A 26,277-nucleotide genomic window follows, 5' to 3' on the forward strand; every position below is an offset into this window, starting at 1 on the left:
ATGCATCTCCCTTTCTTACTACCAATCAATTGTTTTTGCTTCCTATATATTCAATAGCTTCTTTTAATAATTCATCAAAATTATGAGGATAATCATGATTTAAGTTAGGCACAACTTTATACTTATGTTCTATATTTTTATCCTTTAATAACTTTACAAATTGCTGTGTACATTCGAAACAATCTTCATCTTGATCCCCACATATTATATATCCTTTTATGCTTTTATCATGTAATATTCCAATCATTTCTTCCCATTCTTCCATTTCCGGGAGCCACGGTGCCACAAAAATAAAACCGTTCACTTCTATTTCACCTTGTAACATGGAATGTAACGCTACTCTTGCCCCAGCAGAAAAGCCACCAATAATAATATTTCCAAATGTTTTATTCACTTTAATCTTATTGTAATGTTCTTTTAACTCTTCTCTTCCTCTTTCGATACTATCCCAAACATATCCATCTGAAAATTGAATTTGGGAAGATTGAGGCAATGCCAGCATAAAACCTTGTTCCATTACAGAGTTCCAATATGGTTCTATTATTTGTATATTTTCTTGATCCCCATGCAGTGTTATTAGTAGATTTTCATTTTGTTTGCTGTATTTATATTTCAGGTCTGCTTGTTCCGATTTCTTTGCTAATTCTTCTCTTTCTTTACATAATTGAACCATTCTATGAAACTCTTCAAATTTATGTAGTGGTTTTAAATCATCATCGGAAATTAAATACTCACTTCCGTACCAGAATCCATTTTCTATAATTGCTTTCTTCATTAAATGCAACGCTTCTTCTTCAAGTCCTGCTGCACTTGCTAATGCATATTTAAAATTATATATTTGTGCTTCATTACCCATTACATCTTTAGCGTTATTCGTTATATAAGAATACGCTTCAAAACTTCCTTTATTTGCATAACAATGTAACGTTTCATTTAATAACTTAATATAAGTCATATTATTTTCCATATAGGAATTCCCCCGTAACCTTTTATAATAATTGCTTCTCCAATCTTCCTATCATTCTAGGGTCACGGTATAAGTAGTTAAATTCTACAACTCAACTTAACAATACCTGATCCTCAGAATGATATTTAATAATTAATGTATGTATACGCATAATACACCACTCCTTCCTATCCACTGGTTGTATTATAAAGTTAAATAGACTGAAAAATCAATATTTTAACAAAAAAAAGACAACAATAATATTATTGTTGTTCTCATAACATCTGCCCACTATTCTTTTTTTTCTTATCTGGTTTACTTGAAACTAAATAATGCTTTTCTGAAATATATAAGTTTCTTTTTAATATACGATTTAAATATGGTCCTAGCTTCACTCCGCATATGAGGCGATCTTCGCTATCTTCAACAATTGGGAACATTTCTTTTTCTGTTACATACTGATCTACGGCCTTTTGTACGATATCAATTTCTTTAACTAGGTTTAAATTTTCTTCTGTATGTTCAAATACCTCAAGCGTTTCCTTCGTTATCAGAAAAAAATTTGTTGGAAATGCAGGTAAATATGGCTTTAACAAATCATAATTTACTGTGTAATCATCGTTTACTAAAACTGTATAAACGATATTAGCGTTCGTTTCTAGAAACTTAGCCATCGCTTGCTCTAATTCGTCTTTCGTAATTTCCCTATCTTCTTTTCCAGTTCTGAAAAAGCGAAACATCGTATCGCCTCCTTTTTACTATATTATAGCATAAAAGAAAACTGAAAAATTGTAAAAAACTCTATTGAAAGAATTTTTCGATAGAGTTTTTCTTTAATCAATTTATGTTTATTTTAGGAATGCACTTAACATCCATACATGTTGTTCTAATGTCGTATGAATCGCTAATAACATATCAGCTGACGTTTCATCACCAGCTTCATCAGCTACTTCCATACCTTCTTTTAGTTCTTGAATAAGTGCAGAAAAATCGTTTACTAAAGTTTGTACCATTTCTTCTGCAGACTCTTTGCTTGTCCCTTCGATTACAGTTGCAGTTGCTAAATACTCTTTCATTGTCGCTAACGGTTTTCCTTCTAACGCTAAAATACGTTCTGCTAACTCATCAATGTACGTTCCTGCTTCATTATAAAACTCTTCAAATTTCTCGTGTAATGTAAAGAAGTGCGGTCCTGTCACATACCAATGATAATTATGCAGTTTGACATATAATACATTCCAGTTTGCTACCTGCTTGTTTAATACTTCAACAACATTTGTTTTCGTACTCATACAATCCACTCCTCTTATCATGTTACTATCTTTTAATAACCTCACTTCATTTTACCATACATTACCTATTCTTCCGAATGAACAGCTTATATGTAACAAGGTTTTAACAACCTTAATATTTCCCTAATATCATATAATTCATGTATTCTTTCAACTACTTCATATGTCTAATTGTCCAAGCTCACACATATGCATAATAGTAAGTCAAGCTCATCATAGAAGAAAGAGGGATAACATGGACAATCAACAATGGCAAGTAGCAAAGAAAGTCGCTGCTACTTATATCGGAACTGTCGTTGGAGCTGGATTTGCTACTGGGCGAGAAATTGTTGAATTTTTTACAGTTAACGGATTGTACGGGACCATTGGCATATGTATAAGTGGATTTTTTTTTATTTGGCTCGGTACAAAGATGATGTTACTATCATCACAAATCGGGGCATTTTCAGCTCAAGAATTTAACAAATATTTATTTGGGGATGTATTTGGAAATGTCGTAAATACTTTATTATTACTCGTATTATTTGGCGTAACTAGCGTTATGTTATCAGGAGCCGGGGCGGTATTTGAAGAACAGCTCCGTCTCCCGAGACAACTTGGTATTTTCATCACAGTCATCGCCTGCCTCATTATTGGGAGCCGGGGGTTACAAGGTGTTTTTGAAGTGAATACACTTGTCGTACCTATTATGATGATTTTTATTATCGGACTTGCTATTACAACCTTTATTCATGGTACAACTCCTATTATTGAAACTGTGCCTACAGAAAGTTGGAATATGAAATGGATTACTAGCCCTATTACATATGTCGCATTAAATCTTTCTCTCGCCCAAAGTGTTCTCGTCCCATTGGCCAGTGAAGTAAAAGATCGAAAAGCTATTTTATGGGGTGGCATTTTAGGAGGCGCGGGACTTTGCTTTATTTTATTATGTAGCCATTTAGCAATATTATCAGTTGATCAATTTTATCAATATAACATCCCAATGGCTGAAGTTGTAAGAAGGTTTAATGCAACTTTCCATTTTTTCTTTGTTCTTATCATTTTTGGTGAAGTATTCACAACATTAGTTGGGAATATATTCGGAATGACAAAACAAATGCAATCCATTACTGGATGGAAAAGTAATAACATTATTTACTTCATATTACTAATTAGTTATTGCTTTAGTTTCATCGGATATAGTGAATTACTTCATATTCTATACCCTATTATCGGTTGGGTGAGTATCATTTTACTACCGATTATTGCCTTTAAGCAACTTCAAAAAACATGAAAAAACATCCGTGTATACGGATGTTTTTTCATCTTCATTCACAGTCTTCACATACTTCCCAGTACGGTCCCATTTCTACTGCAAGGTATGGCTTTAATTGCAAACGAATCATTCGACTTGGCATGCGTTCTAATACGAATTGAATGCCTTCTTCCTCTTCATCTAACTCAACTTTTGAAATAGCAATTCTTTGCATAGTAGTAATAGGGCTTCCATCTTTATATAAAGTGATTTTCACCTCATCATACTCATTAAAATACAATTCAACATTCATTTTCTTTTTTAACATTTCATCAACAATTTCATAATTACCATTTTGTTCCTGGATTATATATTTCCAGCCGCCTCTATCCAATTCTATCGGCGCAGCTTGGAATAATGTCATCAAATCCTCGTATAGCATAAGATAACCCCTCTCTTACTAAAAAACGATGAGTATTTTATATACCCTTTATCTCTATCACTATCCATGTTTATTGTACCATATATCACGAATCTTACCGCATTCATTTGCTTTATAAACACATACAAAACATACAGTATTTTCAGTTCATTCTCTATTCACTAGTACGTCCCCCTTACTGATAACTTATCACTTCCCTTATTTCTTTTACACTACTTAAAAAATCCCACAAAAAAGAAGAGTAATTTATATCACTCTCCTCATAAGCCTTTTCCTGTAGCTGCTAATGCTAATACTATAATTAAACTTGCAAATAATAGTGATACAATTAAACTAAAAATCGGTAATATTTTCTTTTCATTCTTCTTAGATAATAACCTTAAACTAAGAATGATATTTAATGGGACAAATATCAAATAAAAATATTTAACGATTTGTAATGAACTATTTGAAAGTGTTTTAAATACAAACACTTCAATTACAAAAACAGCAAAGAATAAAACACTTAACCAAAACGAGACATAACTAAGCCAAGAATGCCTTTTCGTTCCCCAATACACTCCCATATTGATCTCCTTTAAACGTAGTCTATAATGTATTAATTATACACCCACTTAACAAATTCCTCTATTTTTCGACAAACATTAAATACATTGAACCTCTAATCCGTTTATCAGCTAAAAAGGCTGTCTCTAATAGCACTAATGCTATTTTGAGACAGCCTCCTCTTTTTAAACTTTAAATCTTTCAATTAATCCTTGCAATTCTTCAGCCATTTGAGATAATGTACCAGCTGCGGAACCAATTTCCTCCATCGAAGCTAATTGTTCTTCAGCAGACGCTGCGACACTTTGTGTACTCGTCGCATTATTCTGTGCTGTCATTGCAATTTGCCCTACTGAAATAGATACTTCATTGGCACCTTTTGACATCCCATTAGCCGTTTCAACCATCGTTTTAATTTGATTAGCAATTTCATTTGTAGATTGTAAAATCTCAGCAAAGTTTTGCTTCGTTTCATTTGCAATAACAAGTCCAGATTGAACTTCTTCATTTACATGACCCATAGATTTTACTGTCTTACTCATATCATCTTGTATTTCACAAATTAATTTACTAATTTCACTGGAAGATACGCTAGATTGCTCTGCCAATTTACGTACTTCATCTGCAACGATCGCAAATCCTCTTCCGTGCTCACCAGCTCTTGCAGCTTCAATTGCAGCATTTAAAGCAAGAAGATTTGTTTGATCTGCAATATTTTGGATTACTTCTAATATGTCACCAATTTGCTTTGATTTATTATTTAATAACTGTATAACTGCATCAGATTGTGAAACAGATTCTGCAATAGACTGCATTTGATTTACTGTTTTCCCTACTAGCTTCCCACCATCTTCTGCTTTTTCACGAGTATGAGTAGAAGCTGTATTAATAGATGATGAACTATTTGCTACATGCTGAATTCCTTCTGTTACATCAAACAGTAACATCGCACCATTTTCTACACTTGTTGTTTGCGTCGTTGCCCCACTTGATATTTCATCCATTGCCATTGTAATTTGTTCCGTTGCTTCACTCGCTTGTCTTACACTCGCAGTTAGCTCTTCCGATGCCGCTGCTACATGCCCGGCCGAATCATTAATTCTTCCAATTAACGTTCTTAGTGAATCTGTCATTTCATTAAAACCTTTTGCAAGTTGACCGATTTCATCGTTTGAATGAATTTCAATTGTTTGCGTTAAATCTCCTTCACTTATTTCTTTAGAAGTGGCAACTAATCTCTTTAAAGGTTTTGTAATAGAAAGAGTTACGAAATAAATAAGTGCCCCTCCTACAACTAATGAAATAAGCATAACAATTAACATATTATAAAATACAGGCTGAGCTGCTTCAATTACTTCATTTGAGTACATCGTTCCACCGATTTTCCAACCTGTTTTTAAGTTTGTAGCAAATACCATTTTCTTTTCACTACCATCATACGTGTATGAAAAAGCGCCTTGATTATCTTCGTAAATTCTCTTTGCCCAAGAATCAGCTGCTTTATCTCCTGGTTTTTCTTGAGGATGCGCAATTATTTTTTGTTTTCCATCTAAAATGAAAGTATATCCTTTTTTACCAATATTGATTAACTTTGTTGTTTTCAATAAATTCTCTAAACTTAAATCTACCGCAACAACACCATTTTTATCTTCTGTTTGTTTCGCAATCGTTACGACAATATGTCCATTTCCTTTCGCCTTATACGGTTCAGTGACCACGATTCCACCTTGTTTACTCACTGCATCTTTATACCAAGAACGAGTTGTTGGATCATAATCTGCTGCCATTTGTATATTGGGTTCTTGCACAAACTTCTTATCATTGCCGGCAACATATACTTGTTCAATATCTTTATTTAAATTAATATATTGAGATAATATCTTTCTTAATTCATCTTGATTATCTCCTTGATACATATCACTATGAATCACTCGTGCAAAGTTATTTACTTCGTTAAATTTCGCCTCAATCATTTGATTGATTAAATTATCTAATATTTTTATATTATCGTGAGCACTACTCGTAATTTGTGATTCAAAATTCTTTTTAGCCGTTTGATAAGACATTCCTCCAATAATAGAGACAGCTGCAATTAAAATTATCAAAAATGAAATTAATAGCTTTTTTGCTACTTTTATATCTCGAAACCACCTTAACAGTTTACTCATTATAAACCTCCTGTATTTAAATATTAAGTTTTAAAGATAAAAAAGTTAATTATGAATATATCCCATTCCTTAATTTCTATTTTTATAACTTGTTTTGATGAACACTTTGTAAAGTTTAAACAAATAAATCCCTTTTGTCTATATATTTGAATAATATTATTATAAAATTTACAAATACAAAAACCCAAAGGAACAAGCCCTTTGGGTTTTTACATTTTTTTATGTTGTTTAGAAATCTTTTTCCATCTATCTCGTTCTGCTCTTGCCAGAGTAATGTTTTGTTTTCTCATAACATATGCCAATTCTCTTTGCAGCTTTTTATAGCTTAGCAAGCGCTCTACGGGTATAATTCCGTTATCTATAGCACTTCGCACTGCACATCCTGGTTCACCGTTATGTTTACAATCTCGAAAGCGGCAAGTATTTGCAAGATCTTCAATATCAGAAAATGTAGTTTGAATTGCCGAGCTTCCTTCCCAAAGCTGAAGTTCCCTCATACCAGGAGTATCAATTACTAAACCGCCACTCGGTAATTGGAACAATTCACGGTGAGTTGTCGTATGTCTTCCTTTACTATCTTCTTCACGTATATCTCCGGTTTTTGCTACATCTGTTCCTATTAATGCATTTAACAAAGTAGATTTCCCTGCACCTGAAGATCCAACTAAAGCAACTGTTTTTCCTGGTGAAACAAATTGTTGCAATGATTCTATTCCGACGTACACTAAGCTATCAACAACAAATATCGGGACACCGATTGCTACTGCTTCAGTTTCTGCAATTTTCTGTTCCACATCTTCACATAAACTACTCTTCGTTAAAACAATAACAGGCATTGCACCACTCTCATAAGCCAATAGCAAATAACGTTCCATCCTTCTTACGTTGAAATCATGGTTAAGAGCATTCACTAAAAATAGATAATCTACATTTGCCGCAATAATTTGTTCTTCAGTTCTGTTACCAGCTTCTTGTCTTGAAAAAGAACTTCTTCTCGGGAAAATACGGTGAATAATTGCCTTTTTCTCATTTTCTATTTTCTTTATATACACCCAATCACCAACTGCCGGATAATCCCCCTTCGTTAACGCTTCATGACGAAACTTTCCAGACAGTTCCGCTACATATTCACCATCATTACAAATAATCCGATATATATGCTTATGCTCAAGTAAAATACGTCCTACTTCATAGTTCTCTACAGCTTGTTCCTCAAAAAAAGAATCCCATCCGAACGATTCTAAAATATTTTGATTCAAATTGATATCCTCCCTAGTTTGAACTTAGTGGAAGGATTGTGCGCTCACTTATAGAGTATCGCCCTTTCCGTCCACCTTTGTATTTGGTTTATTATTCATATAAGTCAATTTCGCCATAACACATCACCCCGTTCTAATTTTAATTACTCTCATTATATGGAATATCCTTTTAAAAAGCTACCTAATTTAACGTAATTTTCAAATAATTTATTTTTTAGCATTCTAATTTGTCCACGATGACTAATTTCATCTTCTAGCACATGAAACCAAAGGTAGTGCTGATTATACACTACGCCATTTGGCCACTTTCTTTCTGACATTAGCCATTCATCACCCTGTTCTCTCAAGCACTCTAATGTATTTTTTCGAACTTTATGTAAAAGTTGTACATAATACTGTATTTCATTGCCACGAATACATCTCCCTGCTTCCCCTAAATACAGTGCATCTCTCCATATTTCTAATTCTTCTTTTGTGAAATCACGGTTTTGAAAAGAAATAATTTGATGGACTTTCTCTATAGCCGCTATATGCTTTAGTAAAGCACCAATTGAATTCTCACCACTCGGCATTATTAAATCCAATTGCTCCACTTCTAAATCATCTATTTCCTGTAATGTTACTGCCCGCGTATGCTCCATCATACTTACTAGTTCCCCTATATTTTTTGTATAACCATCTACATTTCTTATTCGATAATCTATATACATTTCACGCACCCCTTTCTGAATTCATATTAGTGAAAAAATGCTTCATATAATAGACCATAATATATCAGATTTTTCTGTTATAATTAAATTGAACAAGCAAATAGCCAGAACAAATTTTCTCAATATGCTGATATAAAATTTAAAAAGGAATATATATTTAATAAACGAATCTTATTCACTAAAAGGAGTGGATTCGATGGAAATGTATCAATGGCTAACTGCTGTTCTAGTTGGTGGCGTTACTGGCTTCGTTTCCCATCTGATCAATAACCAAGGTAAGTTATTGCTTCCACGCCGTTTAAAAACGTTTTTCCACTTTGGTTTTTTAACCGATATATTTACCGGTAGCCTAGCTGCACTACTTGGACTCGTTTTATTCGATGTCACCTTAATTAAAGAAATAATAAAAGTATCTATTGTAACCGCTATTTCAGGCCAAACATTTTTACTTCATCAAGCTTTAGGTGGTGAACAGGCTAAAAATACGCAAATTGGGAAAGCTGATGAGAAAATTCAAGAAATTGACAAATTATTACGACGTTAATCTATACTTTCTTTAAAAATTATTGTTATAATGAAAAATAAATATTTTCTATTGCGTCGTTTGTCAGAAGAAAGGGTGTTTCGTATGACAAAAAAGAAAATAGAAGATTTCTTAACAAACTCCGAAAAAGAGGAACTGCTAGAAAACTATAAATGTTTACGAGAAGCCCGCACAAAAAGCGAAGCTAATTATTTTGGTGAAGCAGTAGACCATCTATTAAATAAAGTAAAAAAGCGAATTATTGAAGAAGCAGGAATACACGATGAAAATGCGGCAACCGTTCAATCTAAGCGAAAAGCACTGTTTTAGTACATAACTAAAACAGTGCTTTTTCTTTATAACGCTTCTACGATGCAAGTCCTTTTTTATTTTCTTCAGCAAGCTTTTCACTTTTTCTAAAGAAGAATAACGCAATAATATACAGTAACGCTGTAAAACATCCTACTAAAACAAAACTATGAGACGTAGCAAATAACACTCCAGCTACTGCCGCTCCAATCATTTGGCCAATATACATAGAAGCATTAGCAAGAGCAGCCCCTGTTCCTCTTGCTATGCTAGATATGTTTTGTAAGTGTCCTATCATCAATACAAACAAAATTCCTGTTACAAAAAATAAAATAAAGAAAAATAACTCGACAAATATAATGTTCTTTATATGGGGAAGTATTACATATAACACTGCTATTAATATAATTCCACCATAAAAAGAAATATTATAACCGATTTTGTTTACGATCTTAGAACCAAAGATATTACCGGTTAGATTTCCTAATCCCAATATAAGCATAGCTGTGCCTACTTCACTAACCTGTAAACCAAATTGAACTGAAAGCCATACGCCAAAGAATGAGAATGCTGCGAAATTACCAGTCTGAAAAATAAAATATGCAAAATAAGAGAGTGAAACCTTTGAATCTCTAAGTAATTGTTTATAGCGCTGTAAGATTGATTGTTTATTATCCTCTGTTTGAACAGGCTTTATTTCTGGTATAAAAACACCAATAGAAATAACAAGTAATGCTGACAATATGCCAATGACAAAAAATGGTGTTGTATAATGTATTGTTGCTAAATAAGCTCCGATTGGTAGCCCAAGAATTTGAGCGACTGATAAACCCGCTGTTGCAATCCCAATTGCTTTCACAATTTGCTTCTTCTCTATAAGGAGCGGAATAGATGCCCACACTTGCGGGGATACAAACGCTGCACTTACCCCTGCTAAAAACCGAAAAATCAGCATCCATAAAAAACTGGGTGCAATTCCGCACAAAAACGTACTAATTGCGAAAAAGATCATGCCTAGTACCATTACTTTTTTTCTGTTTAATCCATCTGATATAGGACCAGCGATAAGCGCAAATCCAGCATAACCTAAAGCATATGAACTTACCATCCATCCTGACAATTCAGTTGAAACATGATACACCTGTTGTAATGTCGGCAAAAGTGGTGAAATTAAGAAAGTATCTGTACCAATCATAAACATTATCGTAAAGAATACAGCTAGTACTCTTTTCATTTAAACCTTCTCCTTTTATATAAAAAGAGGGCACTATCCCTCTTTTTAACTAATCTTCTAATATAGATTGGATTTCTTTCATATCCTTCTCATTCAATGAAACGTCGACCGCTCTTACACTTTCTCTTATTTGCGCTGCTCGCTTCCCGCCAGGAATCACAGTATCAATTCCCTTTTTATTTAATAACCACGCTAACGCTAAATGAGACACTGCAATATTATTTTCTTCAGCTAAACCCTTTAACTTTTCAACTTTCTTAAAGTTACTCTTATATGTATTTTCTTCAAATAGATTTACACTTTGGCGCCAATCGTCTTCGCTCAATTTGAAATCTTCTGTATATTTACCACCTAATATTCCAAAGGCAAGAGGTCCATACGGTATAAATGAAATCCCAGCTTCTATACAATACGGTAATAGTTCTTCCTCGGCAGTACGATCTAACATATTGTAAGGCGATTGTACAACATCTATATGACCATGTTGATTTGCTTCTTTTAATTGCTCTATGTTTACGTTGGATATTCCGATTGAACGGATTTTCCCTTCTTCTTTTAGGCGCGTAAGCTCTCCAATTGAATCTATGTAACTTGTTTCAGGATTTGTAAAGTGTAAATAATATAAATCAATATAATCAGTCTGTAATCTTCTTAAACTATTTTCCACAGCATTTCTTAAATAGCTTGGTTCATTATTAATATAAACCTCTCCATTTAATAACGGCTGTATTCCACCTTTTGTAGCAAGTACAAATTCGTGGCGTTTCTCCTTTAATACTTCTCCTACCAATTCCTCTGATCTACCGAAACCGTATGAATCCGCTGTATCAAAAAATGTAATTCCTTGCTGAATAGCTTCTTCTATTAATCGTTTCCCTTCTTCCTCATTCACATCAGCGTATAAATTATGTCCCCCTACAGCATTTGTTCCTAACCCCAACTTTGAAATATTTAGTCCTGCCTTTTGCAATTTTGTATACTTCATTTTTTATCCCCCTTATATTTCTATTGTTCGAACATAATAGAACAATAGAAATATACCACTTTGTATGTTATAGTGCAAATATCTTAACTTATACGAGCAGGTGGAAAAATGCGTACACTCTATCATCCGAACCGAGAGGAAATTCAATTCTCTTCAGTCTTATATGCACTTAGCGATCAAATCCGTTTACAAATTGTAAATATGTTACTTGAGAAAAATGAGCAATCTTGTGGATCATTAAACATCCCTATCGCGAAATCAACTTTATCTCATCATTTCAAAGTTTTACGTGAATCAGGTGTTATGTATACACGCCTTGAAGGAACACAACGTTTCATTTCAATTCGTGCAGAAGATTTAAATGCTCGATTCCCTGGTTTATTAGATGTTGTAATACATGCGACAGAACCATACTAAAAAACATCTCATATGAATATGAGATGTTTTTTAGTAATTACTATTCTTTTAATAAATCTATTAATCCATTTCCTTCAGATGTACGCTCATATCCTAAAGGTACGGTTCTTTTAATTAGTTGCGCATATATTTCCGGTTCTGATAGCTTTCTACCATACTCTCTCTCACACTGCTTAATAAGAAGTGCTAATGCTCCAGCTACATGCGGCGTCGCCATTGAAGTACCACTTAATACCGCATATTTCCCTCCTGGATACGTAGATAGTATTTCATCACCTGGCGCTACTAAATCAATTTCTTGATTTGAATTACTAAAACATGCAATTTTCCGCTCTAAATTGACAGCACCAACTTCAATTACTTCAGCATAAGCACCTGGGAAATCTAGTTCCTCCGTATTATCATTACAATCTCCATCATTTCCTGCAGCACATACAACGAGAACATCTTGATTTACTGCATTTTGAATAGCTTCATGTAATTCCGGAATGTCTTGCGGACCACCAAGTGACATCGAAATAACTCTGACTTCTTCTTTATTAGGTCCTCTCCAATTTACAGCGTAATGAATCGCCTCAATAATTTGCTCATAGCTTCCAGAACCATCTCCCGCTAATACTTTTAAAACTAGCATTTTAGCAAGTGGTGCTACACCTAATACACCCACTCCATTTTCAGTGGCCGCGATTGTCCCCGCTACATGAGTACCATGCCCATTATTATCAAGATAAATTTTCGGATCCCCTTCATAATCTTTCGTAAAATTTCTCCCACCAATAATACGATCTTTTAAATCTACATGACTTACATCACAACCTGTATCTAAAACGGCAACGACAATATCTTTCCCTTTCGCACTCTTTTCCCATACTTCTGGAGCATGAATCAATTGTACACCTGGTGGAATTTCGTTTACTTGTTCGACCACTTTATTTACAGTGAACGGAATTAATTTAATGCCTTTTTGTTTATTCGCTGTACTACTATTCATCGTAATCCCTCCTGAAAATGTATTATTTTCATTTCAGACCACTATTGAATACGTTTAGTTTTAACATTCGTTTTATTCGTTCCATTTCCCTTCCTCTCAAATGTTTCTCAACAAACAAAATAAAAGGACCCATTAAATGGTCCTTTTATTTTTCAGTTTTTCAAAAGAATAATATAAAGTGAAACTATAATCAGTGGGGGTGTTCATCCCCCACTGATTATTAGCCCTCACCAATCAGGCGTTTACGGGCAGCAGGGCTTCCACCTAACTTCTTTGCTTCAGCCGAGTTTTGAGGTGGAAGTTTTACTGCCCACAAGTAGCGGGATAAATTAAGACTAAATCTCACTCTTTTTCAAAAACTGCTCAATTTCTTTTATTACATGTTTTGCGCCTTCTATACTAACAGTAATGTTTCCATTTGCTAATGAAATATTTTGGTCTGAAACATCACCTGTTATTTGACAAGCATTGTAAGGTTGATATTTTTGTAAAATGACTTTGTCTTCTTCTACAAAAATTTCAAGTGGTGATTTGATCTGTATTCCTAATACATCTCGTAATTCTTTAGGAATAACTATCCGTCCCAATTCATCTACTTTTCGAATAATTCCTGTCGCTTTCATGTTACTCCCCCCTTACTCTCTATTATTTTTTTCACCTCGCTATGTTCATTTTATCACTATATATTTGGTAATGGCTTACTCTTTTTAGAAAATATAGTACAAAAGTTAAAAAAACACATTTAACGAATATTCAATCTTTCTTTCAATTGTTTTAAATAACGAGCTCGTATAGTGACGAAATACAAAACTTGAATACTTACAAAAATACTTAATACAATCGTATTCTCTTTAAACAGTGAGTACTCAAACATCTGTCCTAACGCAGTTAACGCTACTGCCCCATGTAATGTTGCAACACCTATCGGAACGAAGAATAAAAGTGCCAATCGGATTGTAACTGCTTTCGATAATTCCCCACTCGTTAAGCCAACTTTTCGAATCATTTCAAATAAACGAGTATCATCCTCCAAATCTGAAAATAAACGGAAGTAAAGGAAGCTTCCTGCACATACGAAAAATACAATACCAATAAAGAAACCTACAAATAAAATTGGTCCTGCGATTTGTAAACTTTGGTGTTGTTCGTACTCTTCTGCACTAAACGTTGCATGTTCTTGATAAGGCTTCATCTGATGAGTTAGTTCTTTACCCACCTCAATTTCATCTTTCGTTCCGTCTGTTTTGTACACATAATCTTTTTCCTCTTTAAATCCATCTTGTAATGCATCATATTGATTATTAGAGATTACATAAACGTTACCTCTTAGTATTTTACTTAATGAAGAGGTATTTACTTTTTTCACATGTAAAGGTTCATTCATGTTTGGTAAAGTAATTTCTTTTCTTTCTTTCATCGGTGGTCCTGGTATTTCGACTGACAAAAATAAAGCCTTTTTATTTGATACGGCGTTAAATGCTTCTCCTGTTAACGTTGCATATTCCTTATAATCTGATTCTTTTATAAAAATGGCGTTTCTTAATGACTGCTCCTCCGTTTTCTTAGATGAAATATTAGTTTTTGAAGCTACTATATTATGTTTTTTTAGTCCCTCATCAATTATCTTCAGATGCTGTGATTCATTACTATTCCCTTGGTTAGAGTGGTAATGAAACGCAATTGGTCTCTCCATAATCCCTTTCGTCATTGATGTAAAGCCAACTAATGTACCTATTGCCGAAAATGCTACAGTTGAAATTATCGTTACAATAAAGAACATTCTTGCGTTATCTCTCATACGGTACGCTAAATCTGACAACGTAATAATATTTGTCTGTGTCCAATAGAAACGTTTACTTTTTTTACATAGCCGAATAATAAAGACACTCAACTGCTTGTACAGCAAATACGTACCGATAATGACTACCGTTGTAACTGGAATCATCATCACAAATACCATAGCACCATGTGACATAAGAGCGCCTGTATAACCAGCACTAAGCAATACTACTGCTAATATAGAAGAAATAATTGATGCTTTCGGTTCTGGCTTCGCCTCTGCTGATCCTCTAAACAATTTCATAATATTATTTTTACGAACCATTCCAGCACTAAATAATGAAATGATCATAAATAATATAAAAAACATAATACTCGTTACAACAACTGCTTTCATTGGTATGTAATAGGATAAGGAAATATCTAGTTTTAATATCATTGGAGCTACAAAAATTAATACTCCTGAAAACAACATACCTGAAAGAATCCCGAAAATAATTGCCCCTATTCCAATCATAATATTTTCAAAGAAGATAAGACGCTTTAATTGATATTTCGTCATACCAAGCATCATTAAAATTCCTAGTTCACGCTTTCTCGTTTTTAAAAACATTCCCATTGAATATAAAATAAAAAAGAATGTAAATACGTAAATAATAGACTGTGCAAACGACATACTTACAAATACATACTTTCCTAATTCTCCTGCACTTAATGCCGGATGAAACGCAAAAAATGAATATACAAAAAAAGCCATAATAGCAAATGCACTACTCAAAAAATATGCTGAATATGTCCGTCTATTTCGCGTTACATTCCGATATGCGAGTTCTCTAATGTTCATATTACTTCTCCGCCCTTCTACTAACTATGCTTTTATAGTAATAAAGTAGGGAAATACCTTCCATCGATTCAAATGACAAAAACCTTACATTTTTGAAAGGTAAAAAAATTGCTTAAACGAAGCGGTTTCATTATAATGACTACATTCATATTCATACACACATCCTATTGTATATTCGTTAGTTTTGCGAAATAATAAAGGATAGAAGTATGTACCAATATATATATACATAAAATTTTTTTATTTACCGCTTTAATATGAATAGGAGGAAAACATAATGACATTACAAGAACAGATTATGAAAGCATTACATGTTCAGCCTGTAATTGATCCGAAAGTAGAAATTCGTAAACGAGTTGATTTCTTAAAAGATTATGTGAAAAAAACAGGTGCGAAAGGATTTGTACTTGGAATTAGCGGCGGCCAAGACTCTACATTAGCAGGACGCTTAGCACAGCTTGCAGTTGAAGAAATTCGTAACGAAGGTGGTAACGCAACGTTTATCGCTGTACGTCTTCCTTACAAAGTGCAAAAGGATGAAGATGACGCACAATTAGCATTACAATTTATTCAAGCTGATCAATCAACTGCATTTGATATCGCTTCAACCGTTGATGCTTTTTCAAATCAATACGAGAACTTATTAGGTGAATCATTAACTGATTTCAATAAAGGTAACGTGAAAGCTCGTATCCGTATGGTTACACAATATGCAATTGGTGGACAAAAAGGTCTACTTGTTATCGGAACAGATCATGCCGCAGAAGCTGTAACAGGATTCTTTACAAAATTCGGAGATGGTGGTGCAGATTTATTACCATTAACAGGATTAACGAAGCGCCAAGGACGTGCTTTATTACAAGAGTTAGGTGCAGATGAGCGACTTTACTTAAAAATGCCAACAGCTGATTTATTAGATGAAAAGCCAGGTCAAGCTGATGAAACAGAATTAGGCATTACTTACGATCAATTAGATGATTATTTAGAAGGTAAATCAGTTCCAGCTGACGTTGCAGAAAAAATCGAAAAGCGTTACACAGTGAGTGAACATAAAAGACAAGTACCAGCGTCAATGTTTGATGATTGGTGGAAATAGAACATAAAAAAGAAGCTAATTTTTTAGCTTCTTTTTTATATGTTAGCGATATACCCCTACTCTTTTCTCCAATAAATCTTGCAAGCAATCTTCATGTTGTTTACAAAATAACGGAGGCATTTTGTCTAATGGGAAAAATTTCAAATCTAACGTTTCATCACCGTCTATTTTTTTATTCCCTCCAATTATTGAGCATGAAAAGCACATCACAATTGTCTGTGCTTTATCTCCATTTGGATATGTTTGAAAATATTTTGTATACACTCCAATAAGCTCATGTATTTCTACATCATACCCAGTTTCTTCTTTAATTTCTCGAATCGCAGTTTCTGCCGCAGATTCCCCGATTTCCATTGCACCGCCCGGAAATCCCCAAGTATTAAAGTCTCCTCTTTTTTGCAGAAGCACTTCACCAAGTTCATTAAATAAACAACCACCTGCAAAATTTAAAATAACATAATCATGCCCTATTTTTTCACGTAATTCCTTTATATAATTCGCCATTTCCTTCTCCTTTTTATACATCTTCCATCATTCTTTTTTATCTTTTTCAAGCAATTCAATAATCCGATCTAACTTCTGATTCATATTGATCACATGTTGTTTTTTCATAGTGTTGTTTTGCAATAATCTTTTAATGAACAGAGTAAATGATACAAAAAACAAAACGATAAGTCCGATTACTAAACAAGTATATATCAATGTAAATATATTATTTTCGAACAAATTCATTCAGCTTTCACATCCTCTATTTTCAATTATTTTATCACACAATTCAAAACAGTCAATACAATGATTATAAAACGCAAAAAGAGCACCTTTTAAAGATGCTCTTTTTCATTAATACGTAAATGTAATTGTCGCTAACGAATAACCTGTCATTGCACTATATGGCGCAACTTGATAAGATACACGCTTTGCACCTTTTGGCCAAGTTATTTCATTTAATACTTTCTTTATATCTTGCATTGTTCCATCCATTGACTGCTTATATCGTACTTCTACTTTTTCTGGCTTGGAAGCAAATTGTTGCTGTAATTTTTTCTTAAACTCATTGTAATTTTCCGCTCCGTATTGTGCAGACAAGTACTTTAAATTTGTTTCTTTTAACATTTGTTCATATGCAGCAGTTTTTGAACTACCAGCTTTTATTTTGTTTGTTAATTCACCAAAGTAACTTGTAGTTGCTGCTGGATATTTGCTACGATCCCATTCGTGATCTTTACTTAACTGCTCGTCTGACATATTAAAATATGAATATGTCACACGCCCAGCTTTATCCGGAACTGGATCATCGAATGTAGTATCGAGATGGTACCACTTGTTATCAATGTTCACTAAATTCCATGCGTGAGCTTGTCCATTCCCTGTACCTGTTACAATATGATTTTGAATACCTGCTTCTTTTAGTAACTCATATGTTAATAATGTATATCCTTGGCAAACTGCAGAACGATTCGCTAATGCTTCATATGCTGTATACGCTTGATAAGACGTATCATAAGATACATGTTTTACAACGTAATCATGAATAGCTTTTACTTTCTCATGTTCATCCATTCCTGGTTGTACAATTGAACCGATAATTGCTTTCGCCTGAGACTTTACATACTGTGTTTGCTCTTTTGATTCACGGTATTTCACTTGCAGTGTAAACGTATAGTTCCCCGGCAGCCCTTTAATAGAGTATTTAGTAGAAGCTACATTATATTTTACATACTCATCTGCATCTACAATTTTATTAAACTCGCCATACAATTGATCCATAATATTTCTAGCATTTCTATCTTTTGTTTTATATGTGATTGTAATATTTTCTTCTCGATTATCAATCTGTTTTTTTAATTCTTTGCTGAAATCATTTAACAACTTTGCATCTGATTGTGTTGTCACTGTAGTCGGATTCGTAGCTGCATAAGTTACAGATGACGCGTGTAAACCTCCCATTACTATAGTTGAACAAAGTGCGGCAGCTGTCACATACTTACTTGTCTTTCCCATCTCGTCACTCCTTACATTCTATAACTATACGAAAAAGTATCGTATAGTTTCAGAGTATACAATACTTTTCAAAATAGGTCATATGAGATTATGCATATTTAACATTTTTAAAAGGGTTGTTCTTTTAGAAAAAGAACAACCCTTTTTTTTAGCAAGTTTGTAACACACAGCATGTATTTTCAAAATGGCGATTTTTCAAGTCTTCATTTCCAATACAGAAATAAAGCATCCCTAAATCTCCCCACATCATATTACAATTTTTAGTATCTGAATCAATTTGGAATAAGAGCATCATTTGCTGCGGATCTATTCCTATATATTCTCCTGTCTCGTATAATACTTCCTCTTGTACAGAGAATGGCTCACCAAACATTTGATGATTATCATAGTTGTCTGGAATTAGTTCTTCAAGTAATTGCAAGAAACGATCTGAATCAGCCTCATCTTCAATAAAAAGCTCTGGTAATTTATACGTTAGTTCAAAAGTAATTGCACACTGGTTATATTTCGCTTGTATTTCATCTGCTCTTCGCAAATGCTCTGCAGGGATATCATAATAAAGTACACGCCCAACCTCGTTTGGATTTACATCTTCTCCAAAGTAATTTTCAACGCTAAAGAAATATAACATCCCTGTCTTAGGAAGATTGTGATCCATACCAACGTTTTGTAAATCACTTAAATTAAATTGTGCGATAAAATGTAACGGATTTCCTTTATACATTGGATATTCAAATGTATCCGGTAAATCAGGAACTCCCCCCATTTTCGAACTACCTATCGCAACCGTTTCTTGCTGCTCGGGCACAACTTTTACACAAGGAAATACAGTATTAATAAGTTCCTCTTTTAAATGTGTCAGTCCATATTTATCAATTAACATTTCAATTTGCTGTCTCATAAATTCTCCTTACATTTACATACTTATTTGTATCATAGCACAAAGATTATACTCCATTCATTGTAAAATCAACAAGCCTTCCAAAAAACGGGCTTATCCCTCGTACGCGAACAAGTTTAAAAAAGCATAGTATACATTGTTCCTACAAACACGATAGTTCTTTATTTCTTCCAGTACATTTTCCCCTCGTTCATTTTTATTTTTAATTTAAGGAGGAATTCCACATGGGTTACGGATATAGTTGCGGCGGTTACGGCGGTGGTTACGGTTACGGCGGTAGTTGTGGTGGATGTGGTTATGGAGGTTTCGCTTTATTAATCGTTTTATTTATCCTTCTAATCATCATCGGCGCTAGCTGTTGGGGCGGCTTTGTAGGCTGCTAGTAAACTTAAAAACTATTGTAAAAAAGCACGTACAATACGTGCTTTTTTTCCATTTTCATTTTTTAGAAAGGAAGTATGTTCAATGAAAATTGATGGTGTTTTTGAAGGAGGCGGTGTACGCGGAATTGCGCATGTGGGGGCAATTTGCGCGTTAGCCGAAAAAGGATATGAATGGGAGCGCGTAGCTGGAACATCAGCTGGTTCAATTATCGCAGCGCTTTTAGCAGCTGGATATTCTTGTTCCGAATTAAAAACAATAATAACCGACATTGATTATAATAAATTTATGAAGAAAACTTTTCTTGATAGAATCCCGTTTATCGGTAAAGGAATAAGTGCATGGTCTACTCTAGGTATTTATTCCAATGTATTTATAGAAGAATGGCTTGAAGAATTACTGCGAAAAAAGGGCGTTCACTTATTTACAGATTTACCTGATTTAAACAAACTCAAAATTATCGCTTCTGATATAAGCAACGGTAAAATGGTTGTCTTCCCCGATGACTTACCAAGCTACGGATTTTTAAATTATCGCTTCTCAATCGCTAAAGCAGTAAGAATGAGTAGTACAATCCCTTTCTTCTTTGAGCCAGTAAAATGGAGAACACCAAAATGGAAGCAGCCTTGTTATATGGTTGATGGCGGGATTTTAAGCAATTATCCCATTTGGATTTTCGACTCCCCTACCTCTCCTCGCTGGCCGACTTTTGGATTTCATTTTGTAAAAGATGAAATCCAAGCTGATCCTGCCCATTATAAAGAACCTATTTCCATGTTCAAAGGACTATTTAAAACAATGATGCAAGCTCATGATTTACGGCATTTAGATAAAGAATCAAAAGCAAGAACAATTACTATTCCTACAGGGACGATTACAAGTACAAATTTTGAGTTAACGAAAGAAGAAAAAGAATGGCTGTACAATTCTGGTTATAACTCCGCAAATAAGTTTTTACAATCTTGGAACTTCAGACAATATGTTGATGAATATAGAAATGGAAATCAAGATCGCAAAACCAATCGATTTTTCCGTCAACTTGACTCATAATACTTTTATTTTCATACGAGAAGACTTGACGCTTTAATAGTAAATAAGCCTAGTAATTTCATATATTACTAGGCTTATTTATCTCCTACGTACCACACACATTGCTTAAGGATAAGTTAACCCTTCAGCTTCTTCCGCGGTAATTACTATGTAACGGTTTCCCGTTCTTAATCCTAACAGTTCTGCTTTTTCAATTGCATCCTGTTTTGTTTCCGCATAAGCAGCTAAATATTTATCTCCATCAATCATTTGGCAAATCACATATTGTTTCATGTTTTTCTCCTTTTACCCTTTAATTAATTGCGCGATTTTTTTTATTCCAACTTCAATTTCTTCTACAGTTGCATAGGAATAAGAAAGACGTAAAAATTGGTTAGCACTTCTATCATACAAAGTGCCTGGGTTTAACAACACCTTTTCTTGTAAAGCTTTGTCAAATAAACTACGATTCGAAATTGGTAGATTTATATGTAGCCAAATATAAAAGCTTCCTACTGGCTCATGCCAAGTTGCAATGCCACTACAATACTTTTCTAACATACTTATCATAAAATCTCTACGTTTTTTCAATTCACTTCTTACAAACTGTAAATGTTCATCATACAATCCATTTTCAAACCACTCCGCTGCAATCTGCTGGGATATAGAACTTGAACCATAATCAGTTTGCATTTTTATATCTGCTAATCTTTGAATAACTGATTCTGATCCAACAACCCATCCAATTCTTAAACCAGGACTAATGACTTTGGACATACTTCCAATATGTAGCACGATCCCATTTTTATCATATGCCTTTAAAGGCTTTGAAACTGGTGCATCGAACCATAAATCTTGATATACCGCGTCCTCAATAATAGGTAATCCAATTTCATTACATATCTCCATCACTTCTTCCCTCTTCTTAGCGTTCATACTAAAATTGGTCGGATTATGAAAAGATGGGATTGTATATAAGATAGATGCGTTAAATTGTTTCTTATATTTTGTGATATAGGAAGTATTTATACCATTCTCATTCATTGGTATTCCAATCAAGCGCATTCCTGCTGATTGAAATACATTGAGCGAATATAAATATGATGGTTTTTCTAATAAAATTGACGCTCCTTTCGGAAGAAGCCCCATAGAAATAAGTTGCAGTGCTTGGATTGCTCCCGAAACAATTAAAATAGAGTCAGGAGATACATATACCCCGTGCCCTTTTAAATATTCCGCAATTTTTTCTCTTAAATGGAGATTTCCTTTCGGTTCCTCATACCCAAGTGTAACACTTGATTGTAAAATTTTACTAATAACAACCTTCATCTTTTTCTCAGGCAAGAGACTCGGTGAAAGTTCACCTGTTCCTAATCGAATTACATTGGGAGCAAATTCTGCTTGATTAATCTCTTGTACAGCAGGAAGATTCGGATAATGAAGTCCCGTTTCTACATAAGACTGCCAGTTTGGAGGCGGGGCATATGTAGAAGTACTCTCACTATTATTTATAACAATTGTTCCCTTCCGGCCATTCCCCTCAATATACCCTTTTGCTACTAATTCATCGAAAGCCATTACAATTGTACTTCGATTCACTTCAAACGTATGCGCCAAATCTCTTTGTGAAGGTAATTTAGTTCCAACTGTCCATTCCCCATTAATAATTCTTTCTTTTATATAAGATTCTATTTGTTTATATAAAGGAATAGACGAAGACATATTAGGTTTCCAAACGAGCCTTTCCATTATCTCACCTCACATATTTTATGGTTGGTAACCTATCCAACCATATGGATGGATACAAATTTTCATTTCTTCTATACAATATAGACTATCATAATTAATCAAATTAAGTAGGAGGTAATCTGATGAGTGAAGCAATTATTCACGGTATCATCCTTGCATTTGGTCTTATCATTCCATTAGGTGTCCAAAATGTTTTCGTCTTTAACCAAGGCGCTAGTCAACCAAATATTTGGCGAGCTACTCCTGTAGTCTTGACTGCATCTATATGTGATACATTATTAATATTAATTGCTGTACAAGGTGTCTCCCTTGTCCTTTTGACTTTCTCTTGGTTAACAACCACCTTGTATATGATTGGATTTTTCTTTCTTATGTATATGGGTTGGGTTATTTGGAGAAGCGATCCTTCAAATGATGTAAAACAAGAAAAAAGCATGCCTTTAAAAAATCAAATTATTTTCGCCGCATCAGTTTCATTACTAAATCCACACGCAATTTTAGACACAATTGGTGTAATCGGAACAAACTCTATACAGTACATAGGAAGTGAGAAATGGGCTTTCACTTTTGCAACAATTATAGTTTCTTGGATTTGGTTTATTAGTTTAGCTTTTGCTGGAAAATTTCTAAAAGGATTTGACTCGACAGGAAAAACGATTATAGTATTAAATAAATTTTCAGGGCTAATCATATGGGGAGTCGCACTTTATATGTTAAAACAAGTTATTTTTCCTAACTAATTAAAGAGAATTGCATGTTATGTAATTAGCATGCAATTCTCTTTCGCATTATGAAGTTGGTTCCGGTTTCTGTTTTAACATCATTTTATCTTTTGCTGGTTTAATCCAAATAATTGCTATGACAGCACCAATAGCAGCGAAGATGCTTGTTAAATAAAACACTTCATGGTCTGCCCCTTTCATAAAAAAAGAATACAGGGGTGGTCCAGCTGCTACACCGATAAATCGCATTGAACTATAAAATGACGTAACTGTCCCCCTCTGCTCTTTTTCAACCCCTTGTGTAATAAGAGCATCTAAACACGGTAACGCAATACCAATTCCTATCCCCATAATAACGAGGCAAAGAAGTAGCAAATAGATTCCTTTTAGGAATAAAGGTAAGAAGACAGATGCAGCAGCCAGTAAAAATCCAATATAAATACACTTTTTCATAATATCTTGTTTATCTCCAATTTTTTTACCAGCCATATATGAGCTAAGTGATAGTACAAGCAAAGGAATAGCAAGTACACACCCTTTCCATATACCATGAATGTCGTACTTCGACTCCAGTATAGTTGACAGATAAAAAAGTATTCCGAATAAAATAAGCATAATAATTGCACCTAGTATAAAAATGGCAATTAACCATCTTCCCTTTTCTCGAAACGTAGAGATAATAGATTGAATAAATTCTTTAAGTGGTGGGACTTCTTCTTCTTGTTTCTTCGCCTTTACTAGTACCAGTAGTAAAACAATCGATATTGCACATAAAACTGGAATCGCCCAAAAAGGTAAGAACCATACAATAGCTGCAAGAGCTGATCCTAATATGGGACTCAATACTTTTCCAAATGTATTTGACGTCTCAATAATTCCTAAACCTGCACTAACCTGTTTTTCATCTTTGTATAAATCACCGACACATGGTATGACAACTGGCATAGCACCAGCAGCACCTATCCCTTGAATTGCTCTTCCGATAAGAATCCAAACATAAGGGTTATCAACTTTCCATGATACCCAGCCCGTTATCGCTCCTCCAATAGCTGCAATTAATAAACTTGGAACCATTACCATCTTTCGTCCCCATCTATCTGATAAATAACCAGCAATCGGTATAAGTATAATTGCAATGATAGAATAAATTGTAATTATCATGGATACTTGGAAAGATGAAATATGTAATTTCTTTTCAATCGTTGGCAGGATTGGAATAAGCATTGAATTACCTAGCGTCATAACAAGTGGAACTGATGCAAGTGCAATTAAACAACAGTTTTCTTTTTTTAACATGTTGATTTCGGAACCTTTCATCATATATTTCTTACCATATAATAGCCCTGCTGGAAATTATGTTTACATTCCACCAGGGCTATTGCATCTTTACTACATTCCATTTACAACAAAAGAAATTGGATAAAATATAGCATTACTTCTATTCTTTGAATCCTGTTCACAATATATCCATACCAATTAATTGAAAATAAAAAAGAAAGGAAGAATCCTTCCTTTCTCCTATAACCTTCTACATTTAGCGAGTATATCCGCCACCAAGCTGTTGTTCTGCCATCGCTACAAGGCGTTTTGTAATTTCACCGCCTACAGAACCGTTTGCACGTGAAGAAGTATCAGCTCCAAGCTGTACACCAAACTCTTGTGCAATTTCATATTTCATTTGATCTAGAGCTGCTTGTGCTCCATGTGATGCTAATTGATTAGCGTTACGATTTCTAGCCATTACCGATCACCTCCTTATATATATTAAATTGTATCAAATCCGAAATTAAATACATGGTAATTTTTGGTTATTACTAAAATAAAAAAAAGAGTCTTCTAAATGAGACTCTTTCATCATTTCACCTTATAAAGTTACTACTTCTAATTTTCTATTTGTTAATGCTCTCATTTCTTCTTTCAATATATCTTTCGCATTATGCCCAAACCATTCAAGCGAAGCAAAATGATCAGTATTGCTCACTTCCCGGATGATTTCATCATAGTTTACAATACCTTCAAATAATGGAACCATTCCTATACGACTTCCAGCAGCCGCATATACATTATTTGGTTCAAACACGTGTAAATACTCCGCTGATGATATATTTTTAAAATGGTAATGTTGTATCCACGGCTTTAGTCGCTGAAAACTATCTACAGGGTCTGCACCAGACTCCCATATATGAAGAAAATCAAGATTTATTTTTAAATATGGATGATTTACTTCTTCTAACAATTTCAAAGTAGACGGCAAAGTATCCGTTAACGTATTTGGATGCGTTTCTAATAGTATATACATATTGTACTGAGCAAATAGATCACAAATCATGCGAATTCGCTTCACATACTCTTTTCTCTCTTGTTCCGAGAAATCCTCACTACCTTTTTGCCCGGCAAATGTACGAATTTTATTTGTATTAAACCAATTAGCTAGTGTTACCAGCTGTTCACATTTTTCCATCGTTTTTTGAAAATCTGCTGATAATGATATGTCCAAGTAATCACTTATCATCGTGACCTCTAAATTTTTATCCTTTAAATAATCTATTTCTCGTTCTGTCGTTTCACGCTCTTGCATATATAAATTTTGTGCATGAGTCCCCCACAACTCAATTCCTTCAAAACCGTTTTCATATGCAAATTGAACAATATCAGTAAATGAAATTAGTTGATGGCGAAATGAAATTGTACATAGCGAATATTTCATAGGTTTGAA

30 protein-coding genes are annotated in these 26,277 nt (G+C 34.0%); 8 read left to right on the forward strand and 22 right to left on the reverse strand.

Going from position 1 to position 26,277, the window contains the following annotated elements; translation table 11 throughout:
* Nucleotides 1-25 precede the first annotated feature (25 nt).
* From QCI75_RS17015 to QCI75_RS17025, 3 genes are all read right to left on the reverse strand, one after another.
* Nucleotides 26-967, reverse strand: a complete 942-nt coding sequence (locus QCI75_RS17015) for an alpha/beta hydrolase (protein ID WP_144506560.1) — start codon at nucleotides 965-967, stop codon at nucleotides 26-28.
* Between the two features lie 254 nt (nucleotides 968-1,221).
* On the reverse strand, nucleotides 1,222-1,686 hold the full coding sequence (locus tag QCI75_RS17020; RefSeq protein WP_000488199.1) for a DUF3939 domain-containing protein: 465 nt from the start codon (nucleotides 1,684-1,686) through the stop codon (nucleotides 1,222-1,224).
* 108 nt (nucleotides 1,687-1,794) lie between these two features.
* Nucleotides 1,795-2,238: a Dps family protein gene (locus QCI75_RS17025; protein WP_098775986.1), complete on the reverse strand. Its 444-nt coding sequence runs from the start codon at nucleotides 2,236-2,238 to the stop codon at nucleotides 1,795-1,797.
* Nucleotides 2,239-2,473: 235 nt separating this feature from the next.
* On the opposite strand from QCI75_RS17025, the gene QCI75_RS17030 reads away from it, so the two are divergent.
* Complete coding sequence (locus QCI75_RS17030; RefSeq protein ID WP_002158216.1) at nucleotides 2,474-3,514, forward strand: YkvI family membrane protein; 1,041 nt, start codon at nucleotides 2,474-2,476, stop codon at nucleotides 3,512-3,514.
* Nucleotides 3,515-3,548: 34 nt separating this feature from the next.
* Here QCI75_RS17030 and QCI75_RS17035 read toward each other — a convergent pair whose 3' ends face one another.
* The 5 genes from QCI75_RS17035 to QCI75_RS17055 form a co-directional block, all read right to left on the reverse strand.
* A complete protein-coding gene (locus tag QCI75_RS17035; RefSeq protein ID WP_144506563.1) occupies nucleotides 3,549-3,917 on the reverse strand; it encodes a DUF3979 family protein in 369 nt (122 codons plus the stop codon).
* Nucleotides 3,918-4,177: 260 nt separating this feature from the next.
* Nucleotides 4,178-4,483: a hypothetical protein gene (locus QCI75_RS17040; RefSeq protein ID WP_144506564.1), complete on the reverse strand. Its 306-nt coding sequence runs from the start codon at nucleotides 4,481-4,483 to the stop codon at nucleotides 4,178-4,180.
* A gap of 165 nt (nucleotides 4,484-4,648) precedes the next feature.
* On the reverse strand, nucleotides 4,649-6,631 hold the full coding sequence (locus tag QCI75_RS17045) for a methyl-accepting chemotaxis protein (RefSeq protein ID WP_353760872.1): 1,983 nt from the start codon (nucleotides 6,629-6,631) through the stop codon (nucleotides 4,649-4,651).
* Between the two features lie 209 nt (nucleotides 6,632-6,840).
* A complete protein-coding gene (gene rsgA / locus QCI75_RS17050) occupies nucleotides 6,841-7,890 on the reverse strand; it encodes a ribosome small subunit-dependent GTPase A (RefSeq protein WP_353760873.1) in 1,050 nt (349 codons plus the stop codon).
* A gap of 152 nt (nucleotides 7,891-8,042) precedes the next feature.
* Nucleotides 8,043-8,600 (reverse strand): DinB family protein, encoded by a 558-nt coding sequence (locus QCI75_RS17055; RefSeq protein WP_144506567.1) that lies wholly within the window; start codon nucleotides 8,598-8,600, stop codon nucleotides 8,043-8,045.
* Nucleotides 8,601-8,796: 196 nt separating this feature from the next.
* Here QCI75_RS17055 and QCI75_RS17060 point away from each other — a divergent pair, with 196 nt between their 5' ends.
* Both QCI75_RS17060 and QCI75_RS17065 read left to right on the forward strand, forming a co-directional pair.
* A complete protein-coding gene (locus tag QCI75_RS17060; RefSeq protein WP_002202297.1) occupies nucleotides 8,797-9,144 on the forward strand; it encodes a DUF4257 domain-containing protein in 348 nt (115 codons plus the stop codon).
* An 84-nt stretch (nucleotides 9,145-9,228) separates the two neighbouring features.
* The gene (locus QCI75_RS17065; RefSeq protein ID WP_002171494.1) at nucleotides 9,229-9,453 is read left to right on the forward strand and encodes a hypothetical protein; all 225 of its coding nucleotides are present in this window, start codon (nucleotides 9,229-9,231) and stop codon (nucleotides 9,451-9,453) included.
* Between the two features lie 37 nt (nucleotides 9,454-9,490).
* On the opposite strand, the gene QCI75_RS17070 is transcribed toward QCI75_RS17065, so the two are convergent.
* Together QCI75_RS17070 and QCI75_RS17075 are read right to left on the reverse strand one after the other, a co-directional pair.
* Nucleotides 9,491-10,666, reverse strand: coding sequence for an MFS transporter (locus QCI75_RS17070; RefSeq protein WP_353760875.1), 1,176 nt, complete (start codon nucleotides 10,664-10,666; stop codon nucleotides 9,491-9,493).
* 49 nt (nucleotides 10,667-10,715) lie between these two features.
* A complete protein-coding gene (locus tag QCI75_RS17075) occupies nucleotides 10,716-11,651 on the reverse strand; it encodes an aldo/keto reductase (protein WP_353760876.1) in 936 nt (311 codons plus the stop codon).
* 108 nt (nucleotides 11,652-11,759) lie between these two features.
* On the opposite strand from QCI75_RS17075, the gene QCI75_RS17080 reads away from it, so the two are divergent.
* Nucleotides 11,760-12,068: an ArsR/SmtB family transcription factor gene (locus QCI75_RS17080; RefSeq protein WP_353760877.1), complete on the forward strand. Its 309-nt coding sequence runs from the start codon at nucleotides 11,760-11,762 to the stop codon at nucleotides 12,066-12,068.
* Between the two features lie 40 nt (nucleotides 12,069-12,108).
* Here QCI75_RS17080 and QCI75_RS17085 read toward each other — a convergent pair whose 3' ends face one another.
* The 3 genes from QCI75_RS17085 to QCI75_RS17095 form a co-directional block, all read right to left on the reverse strand.
* A complete protein-coding gene (locus QCI75_RS17085; RefSeq protein WP_353760878.1) occupies nucleotides 12,109-13,059 on the reverse strand; it encodes a serine protease in 951 nt (316 codons plus the stop codon).
* A 335-nt stretch (nucleotides 13,060-13,394) separates the two neighbouring features.
* Nucleotides 13,395-13,682, reverse strand: coding sequence for an AbrB/MazE/SpoVT family DNA-binding domain-containing protein (locus QCI75_RS17090; RefSeq protein ID WP_000648281.1), 288 nt, complete (start codon nucleotides 13,680-13,682; stop codon nucleotides 13,395-13,397).
* Nucleotides 13,683-13,801: 119 nt separating this feature from the next.
* The gene (locus tag QCI75_RS17095; RefSeq protein ID WP_353760879.1) at nucleotides 13,802-15,682 is read right to left on the reverse strand and encodes an FtsX-like permease family protein; all 1,881 of its coding nucleotides are present in this window, start codon (nucleotides 15,680-15,682) and stop codon (nucleotides 13,802-13,804) included.
* A 277-nt stretch (nucleotides 15,683-15,959) separates the two neighbouring features.
* On the opposite strand from QCI75_RS17095, the gene nadE reads away from it, so the two are divergent.
* Complete coding sequence (gene nadE / locus QCI75_RS17100; protein ID WP_000174898.1) at nucleotides 15,960-16,778, forward strand: ammonia-dependent NAD(+) synthetase; 819 nt, start codon at nucleotides 15,960-15,962, stop codon at nucleotides 16,776-16,778.
* Between the two features lie 42 nt (nucleotides 16,779-16,820).
* On the opposite strand, the gene QCI75_RS17105 is transcribed toward nadE, so the two are convergent.
* The 4 genes from QCI75_RS17105 to QCI75_RS17120 all read right to left on the reverse strand — a co-directional run bounded on the left by QCI75_RS17105 (nucleotide 16,821) and on the right by QCI75_RS17120 (nucleotide 19,680).
* On the reverse strand, nucleotides 16,821-17,282 hold the full coding sequence (locus tag QCI75_RS17105) for an NUDIX hydrolase (protein WP_353760880.1): 462 nt from the start codon (nucleotides 17,280-17,282) through the stop codon (nucleotides 16,821-16,823).
* Between the two features lie 27 nt (nucleotides 17,283-17,309).
* Nucleotides 17,310-17,510: a DUF4083 domain-containing protein gene (locus QCI75_RS17110; RefSeq protein WP_002200812.1), complete on the reverse strand. Its 201-nt coding sequence runs from the start codon at nucleotides 17,508-17,510 to the stop codon at nucleotides 17,310-17,312.
* A gap of 108 nt (nucleotides 17,511-17,618) precedes the next feature.
* A complete protein-coding gene (locus QCI75_RS17115; RefSeq protein WP_144508547.1) occupies nucleotides 17,619-18,779 on the reverse strand; it encodes a transglutaminase domain-containing protein in 1,161 nt (386 codons plus the stop codon).
* A 148-nt stretch (nucleotides 18,780-18,927) separates the two neighbouring features.
* Nucleotides 18,928-19,680, reverse strand: a complete 753-nt coding sequence (locus QCI75_RS17120; RefSeq protein ID WP_353760882.1) for a YwqG family protein — start codon at nucleotides 19,678-19,680, stop codon at nucleotides 18,928-18,930.
* Nucleotides 19,681-19,904: 224 nt separating this feature from the next.
* Here QCI75_RS17120 and QCI75_RS17125 point away from each other — a divergent pair, with 224 nt between their 5' ends.
* Both QCI75_RS17125 and QCI75_RS17130 read left to right on the forward strand, forming a co-directional pair.
* A complete protein-coding gene (locus QCI75_RS17125) occupies nucleotides 19,905-20,063 on the forward strand; it encodes a YjcZ family sporulation protein (RefSeq protein WP_000540422.1) in 159 nt (52 codons plus the stop codon).
* A gap of 82 nt (nucleotides 20,064-20,145) precedes the next feature.
* Nucleotides 20,146-21,111 carry a patatin-like phospholipase family protein gene (locus QCI75_RS17130; protein ID WP_353760883.1) on the forward strand — a complete coding sequence of 322 codons (966 nt, stop codon included), beginning with the start codon at nucleotides 20,146-20,148 and terminating at the stop codon, nucleotides 21,109-21,111.
* Between the two features lie 105 nt (nucleotides 21,112-21,216).
* On the opposite strand, the gene QCI75_RS17135 is transcribed toward QCI75_RS17130, so the two are convergent.
* Together QCI75_RS17135 and QCI75_RS17140 are read right to left on the reverse strand one after the other, a co-directional pair.
* Nucleotides 21,217-21,384, reverse strand: coding sequence for a DUF3933 family protein (locus QCI75_RS17135; protein ID WP_000816387.1), 168 nt, complete (start codon nucleotides 21,382-21,384; stop codon nucleotides 21,217-21,219).
* Between the two features lie 12 nt (nucleotides 21,385-21,396).
* The gene (locus QCI75_RS17140) at nucleotides 21,397-22,839 is read right to left on the reverse strand and encodes an aminotransferase-like domain-containing protein (protein ID WP_144508938.1); all 1,443 of its coding nucleotides are present in this window, start codon (nucleotides 22,837-22,839) and stop codon (nucleotides 21,397-21,399) included.
* 122 nt (nucleotides 22,840-22,961) lie between these two features.
* Here QCI75_RS17140 and QCI75_RS17145 point away from each other — a divergent pair, with 122 nt between their 5' ends.
* Complete coding sequence (locus tag QCI75_RS17145; RefSeq protein ID WP_353760884.1) at nucleotides 22,962-23,579, forward strand: LysE/ArgO family amino acid transporter; 618 nt, start codon at nucleotides 22,962-22,964, stop codon at nucleotides 23,577-23,579.
* Between the two features lie 48 nt (nucleotides 23,580-23,627).
* Here the strand turns inward: QCI75_RS17145 and bcbE are convergent, their stop codons facing one another.
* The 3 genes from bcbE to QCI75_RS17160 form a co-directional block, all read right to left on the reverse strand.
* Nucleotides 23,628-24,881 (reverse strand): bacillibactin exporter BcbE, encoded by a 1,254-nt coding sequence (gene bcbE / locus QCI75_RS17150; RefSeq protein ID WP_144505963.1) that lies wholly within the window; start codon nucleotides 24,879-24,881, stop codon nucleotides 23,628-23,630.
* Nucleotides 24,882-25,095: 214 nt separating this feature from the next.
* Nucleotides 25,096-25,302 (reverse strand): alpha/beta-type small acid-soluble spore protein, encoded by a 207-nt coding sequence (locus QCI75_RS17155; RefSeq protein ID WP_000113539.1) that lies wholly within the window; start codon nucleotides 25,300-25,302, stop codon nucleotides 25,096-25,098.
* A 123-nt stretch (nucleotides 25,303-25,425) separates the two neighbouring features.
* Nucleotides 25,426-26,268, reverse strand: coding sequence for a sugar phosphate isomerase/epimerase family protein (locus QCI75_RS17160; protein ID WP_144505964.1), 843 nt, complete (start codon nucleotides 26,266-26,268; stop codon nucleotides 25,426-25,428).
* Between the last annotated feature and the right edge of the window lie 9 nt (nucleotides 26,269-26,277).

Origin of the sequence: Bacillus cereus group sp. RP43 (assembly GCF_040459645.1) — a bacterium.
GTDB classification, from domain to species: Bacteria; Bacillota; Bacilli; order Bacillales; family Bacillaceae_G; genus Bacillus_A; species Bacillus_A mycoides_C.

What these genes read in the sequence shown, in the direction of transcription:
- QCI75_RS17030 (WP_002158216.1), top strand. Translation starts at nt 2,474, where the DNA reads ATGGACAATCAACAATGGCAAGTAGCAAAGAAAGTCGCTGCTACTTAT.
- QCI75_RS17060 (WP_002202297.1), top strand. Translation starts at nt 8,797, where the DNA reads ATGGAAATGTATCAATGGCTAACTGCTGTTCTAGTTGGTGGCGTTACT.
- QCI75_RS17075 (WP_353760876.1), bottom strand. Translation starts at nt 11,651, where the DNA reads ATGAAGTATACAAAATTGCAAAAGGCAGGACTAAATATTTCAAAGTTG.
- QCI75_RS17070 (WP_353760875.1), bottom strand. Translation starts at nt 10,666, where the DNA reads ATGAAAAGAGTACTAGCTGTATTCTTTACGATAATGTTTATGATTGGT.
- QCI75_RS17040 (WP_144506564.1), bottom strand. Translation starts at nt 4,483, where the DNA reads ATGGGAGTGTATTGGGGAACGAAAAGGCATTCTTGGCTTAGTTATGTC.
- QCI75_RS17155 (WP_000113539.1), bottom strand. Translation starts at nt 25,302, where the DNA reads ATGGCTAGAAATCGTAACGCTAATCAATTAGCATCACATGGAGCACAA.
- QCI75_RS17065 (WP_002171494.1), top strand. Translation starts at nt 9,229, where the DNA reads ATGACAAAAAAGAAAATAGAAGATTTCTTAACAAACTCCGAAAAAGAG.
- QCI75_RS17080 (WP_353760877.1), top strand. Translation starts at nt 11,760, where the DNA reads ATGCGTACACTCTATCATCCGAACCGAGAGGAAATTCAATTCTCTTCA.
- QCI75_RS17025 (WP_098775986.1), bottom strand. Translation starts at nt 2,238, where the DNA reads ATGAGTACGAAAACAAATGTTGTTGAAGTATTAAACAAGCAGGTAGCA.
- QCI75_RS17135 (WP_000816387.1), bottom strand. Translation starts at nt 21,384, where the DNA reads ATGAAACAATATGTGATTTGCCAAATGATTGATGGAGATAAATATTTA.
- QCI75_RS17115 (WP_144508547.1), bottom strand. Translation starts at nt 18,779, where the DNA reads ATGGGAAAGACAAGTAAGTATGTGACAGCTGCCGCACTTTGTTCAACT.
- QCI75_RS17020 (WP_000488199.1), bottom strand. Translation starts at nt 1,686, where the DNA reads ATGTTTCGCTTTTTCAGAACTGGAAAAGAAGATAGGGAAATTACGAAA.
- QCI75_RS17055 (WP_144506567.1), bottom strand. Translation starts at nt 8,600, where the DNA reads ATGTATATAGATTATCGAATAAGAAATGTAGATGGTTATACAAAAAAT.
- QCI75_RS17110 (WP_002200812.1), bottom strand. Translation starts at nt 17,510, where the DNA reads ATGAATTTGTTCGAAAATAATATATTTACATTGATATATACTTGTTTA.
- QCI75_RS17130 (WP_353760883.1), top strand. Translation starts at nt 20,146, where the DNA reads ATGAAAATTGATGGTGTTTTTGAAGGAGGCGGTGTACGCGGAATTGCG.
- QCI75_RS17085 (WP_353760878.1), bottom strand. Translation starts at nt 13,059, where the DNA reads ATGAATAGTAGTACAGCGAATAAACAAAAAGGCATTAAATTAATTCCG.
- QCI75_RS17120 (WP_353760882.1), bottom strand. Translation starts at nt 19,680, where the DNA reads ATGAGACAGCAAATTGAAATGTTAATTGATAAATATGGACTGACACAT.
- QCI75_RS17045 (WP_353760872.1), bottom strand. Translation starts at nt 6,631, where the DNA reads ATGAGTAAACTGTTAAGGTGGTTTCGAGATATAAAAGTAGCAAAAAAG.
- QCI75_RS17125 (WP_000540422.1), top strand. Translation starts at nt 19,905, where the DNA reads ATGGGTTACGGATATAGTTGCGGCGGTTACGGCGGTGGTTACGGTTAC.
- bcbE (WP_144505963.1), bottom strand. Translation starts at nt 24,881, where the DNA reads ATGATGAAAGGTTCCGAAATCAACATGTTAAAAAAAGAAAACTGTTGT.
- QCI75_RS17095 (WP_353760879.1), bottom strand. Translation starts at nt 15,682, where the DNA reads ATGAACATTAGAGAACTCGCATATCGGAATGTAACGCGAAATAGACGG.
- QCI75_RS17105 (WP_353760880.1), bottom strand. Translation starts at nt 17,282, where the DNA reads ATGGCGAATTATATAAAGGAATTACGTGAAAAAATAGGGCATGATTAT.
- QCI75_RS17160 (WP_144505964.1), bottom strand. Translation starts at nt 26,268, where the DNA reads ATGAAATATTCGCTATGTACAATTTCATTTCGCCATCAACTAATTTCA.
- QCI75_RS17090 (WP_000648281.1), bottom strand. Translation starts at nt 13,682, where the DNA reads ATGAAAGCGACAGGAATTATTCGAAAAGTAGATGAATTGGGACGGATA.
- QCI75_RS17145 (WP_353760884.1), top strand. Translation starts at nt 22,962, where the DNA reads ATGAGTGAAGCAATTATTCACGGTATCATCCTTGCATTTGGTCTTATC.
- QCI75_RS17140 (WP_144508938.1), bottom strand. Translation starts at nt 22,839, where the DNA reads ATGGAAAGGCTCGTTTGGAAACCTAATATGTCTTCGTCTATTCCTTTA.
- QCI75_RS17015 (WP_144506560.1), bottom strand. Translation starts at nt 967, where the DNA reads ATGGAAAATAATATGACTTATATTAAGTTATTAAATGAAACGTTACAT.
- QCI75_RS17035 (WP_144506563.1), bottom strand. Translation starts at nt 3,917, where the DNA reads ATGCTATACGAGGATTTGATGACATTATTCCAAGCTGCGCCGATAGAA.
- nadE (WP_000174898.1), top strand. Translation starts at nt 15,960, where the DNA reads ATGACATTACAAGAACAGATTATGAAAGCATTACATGTTCAGCCTGTA.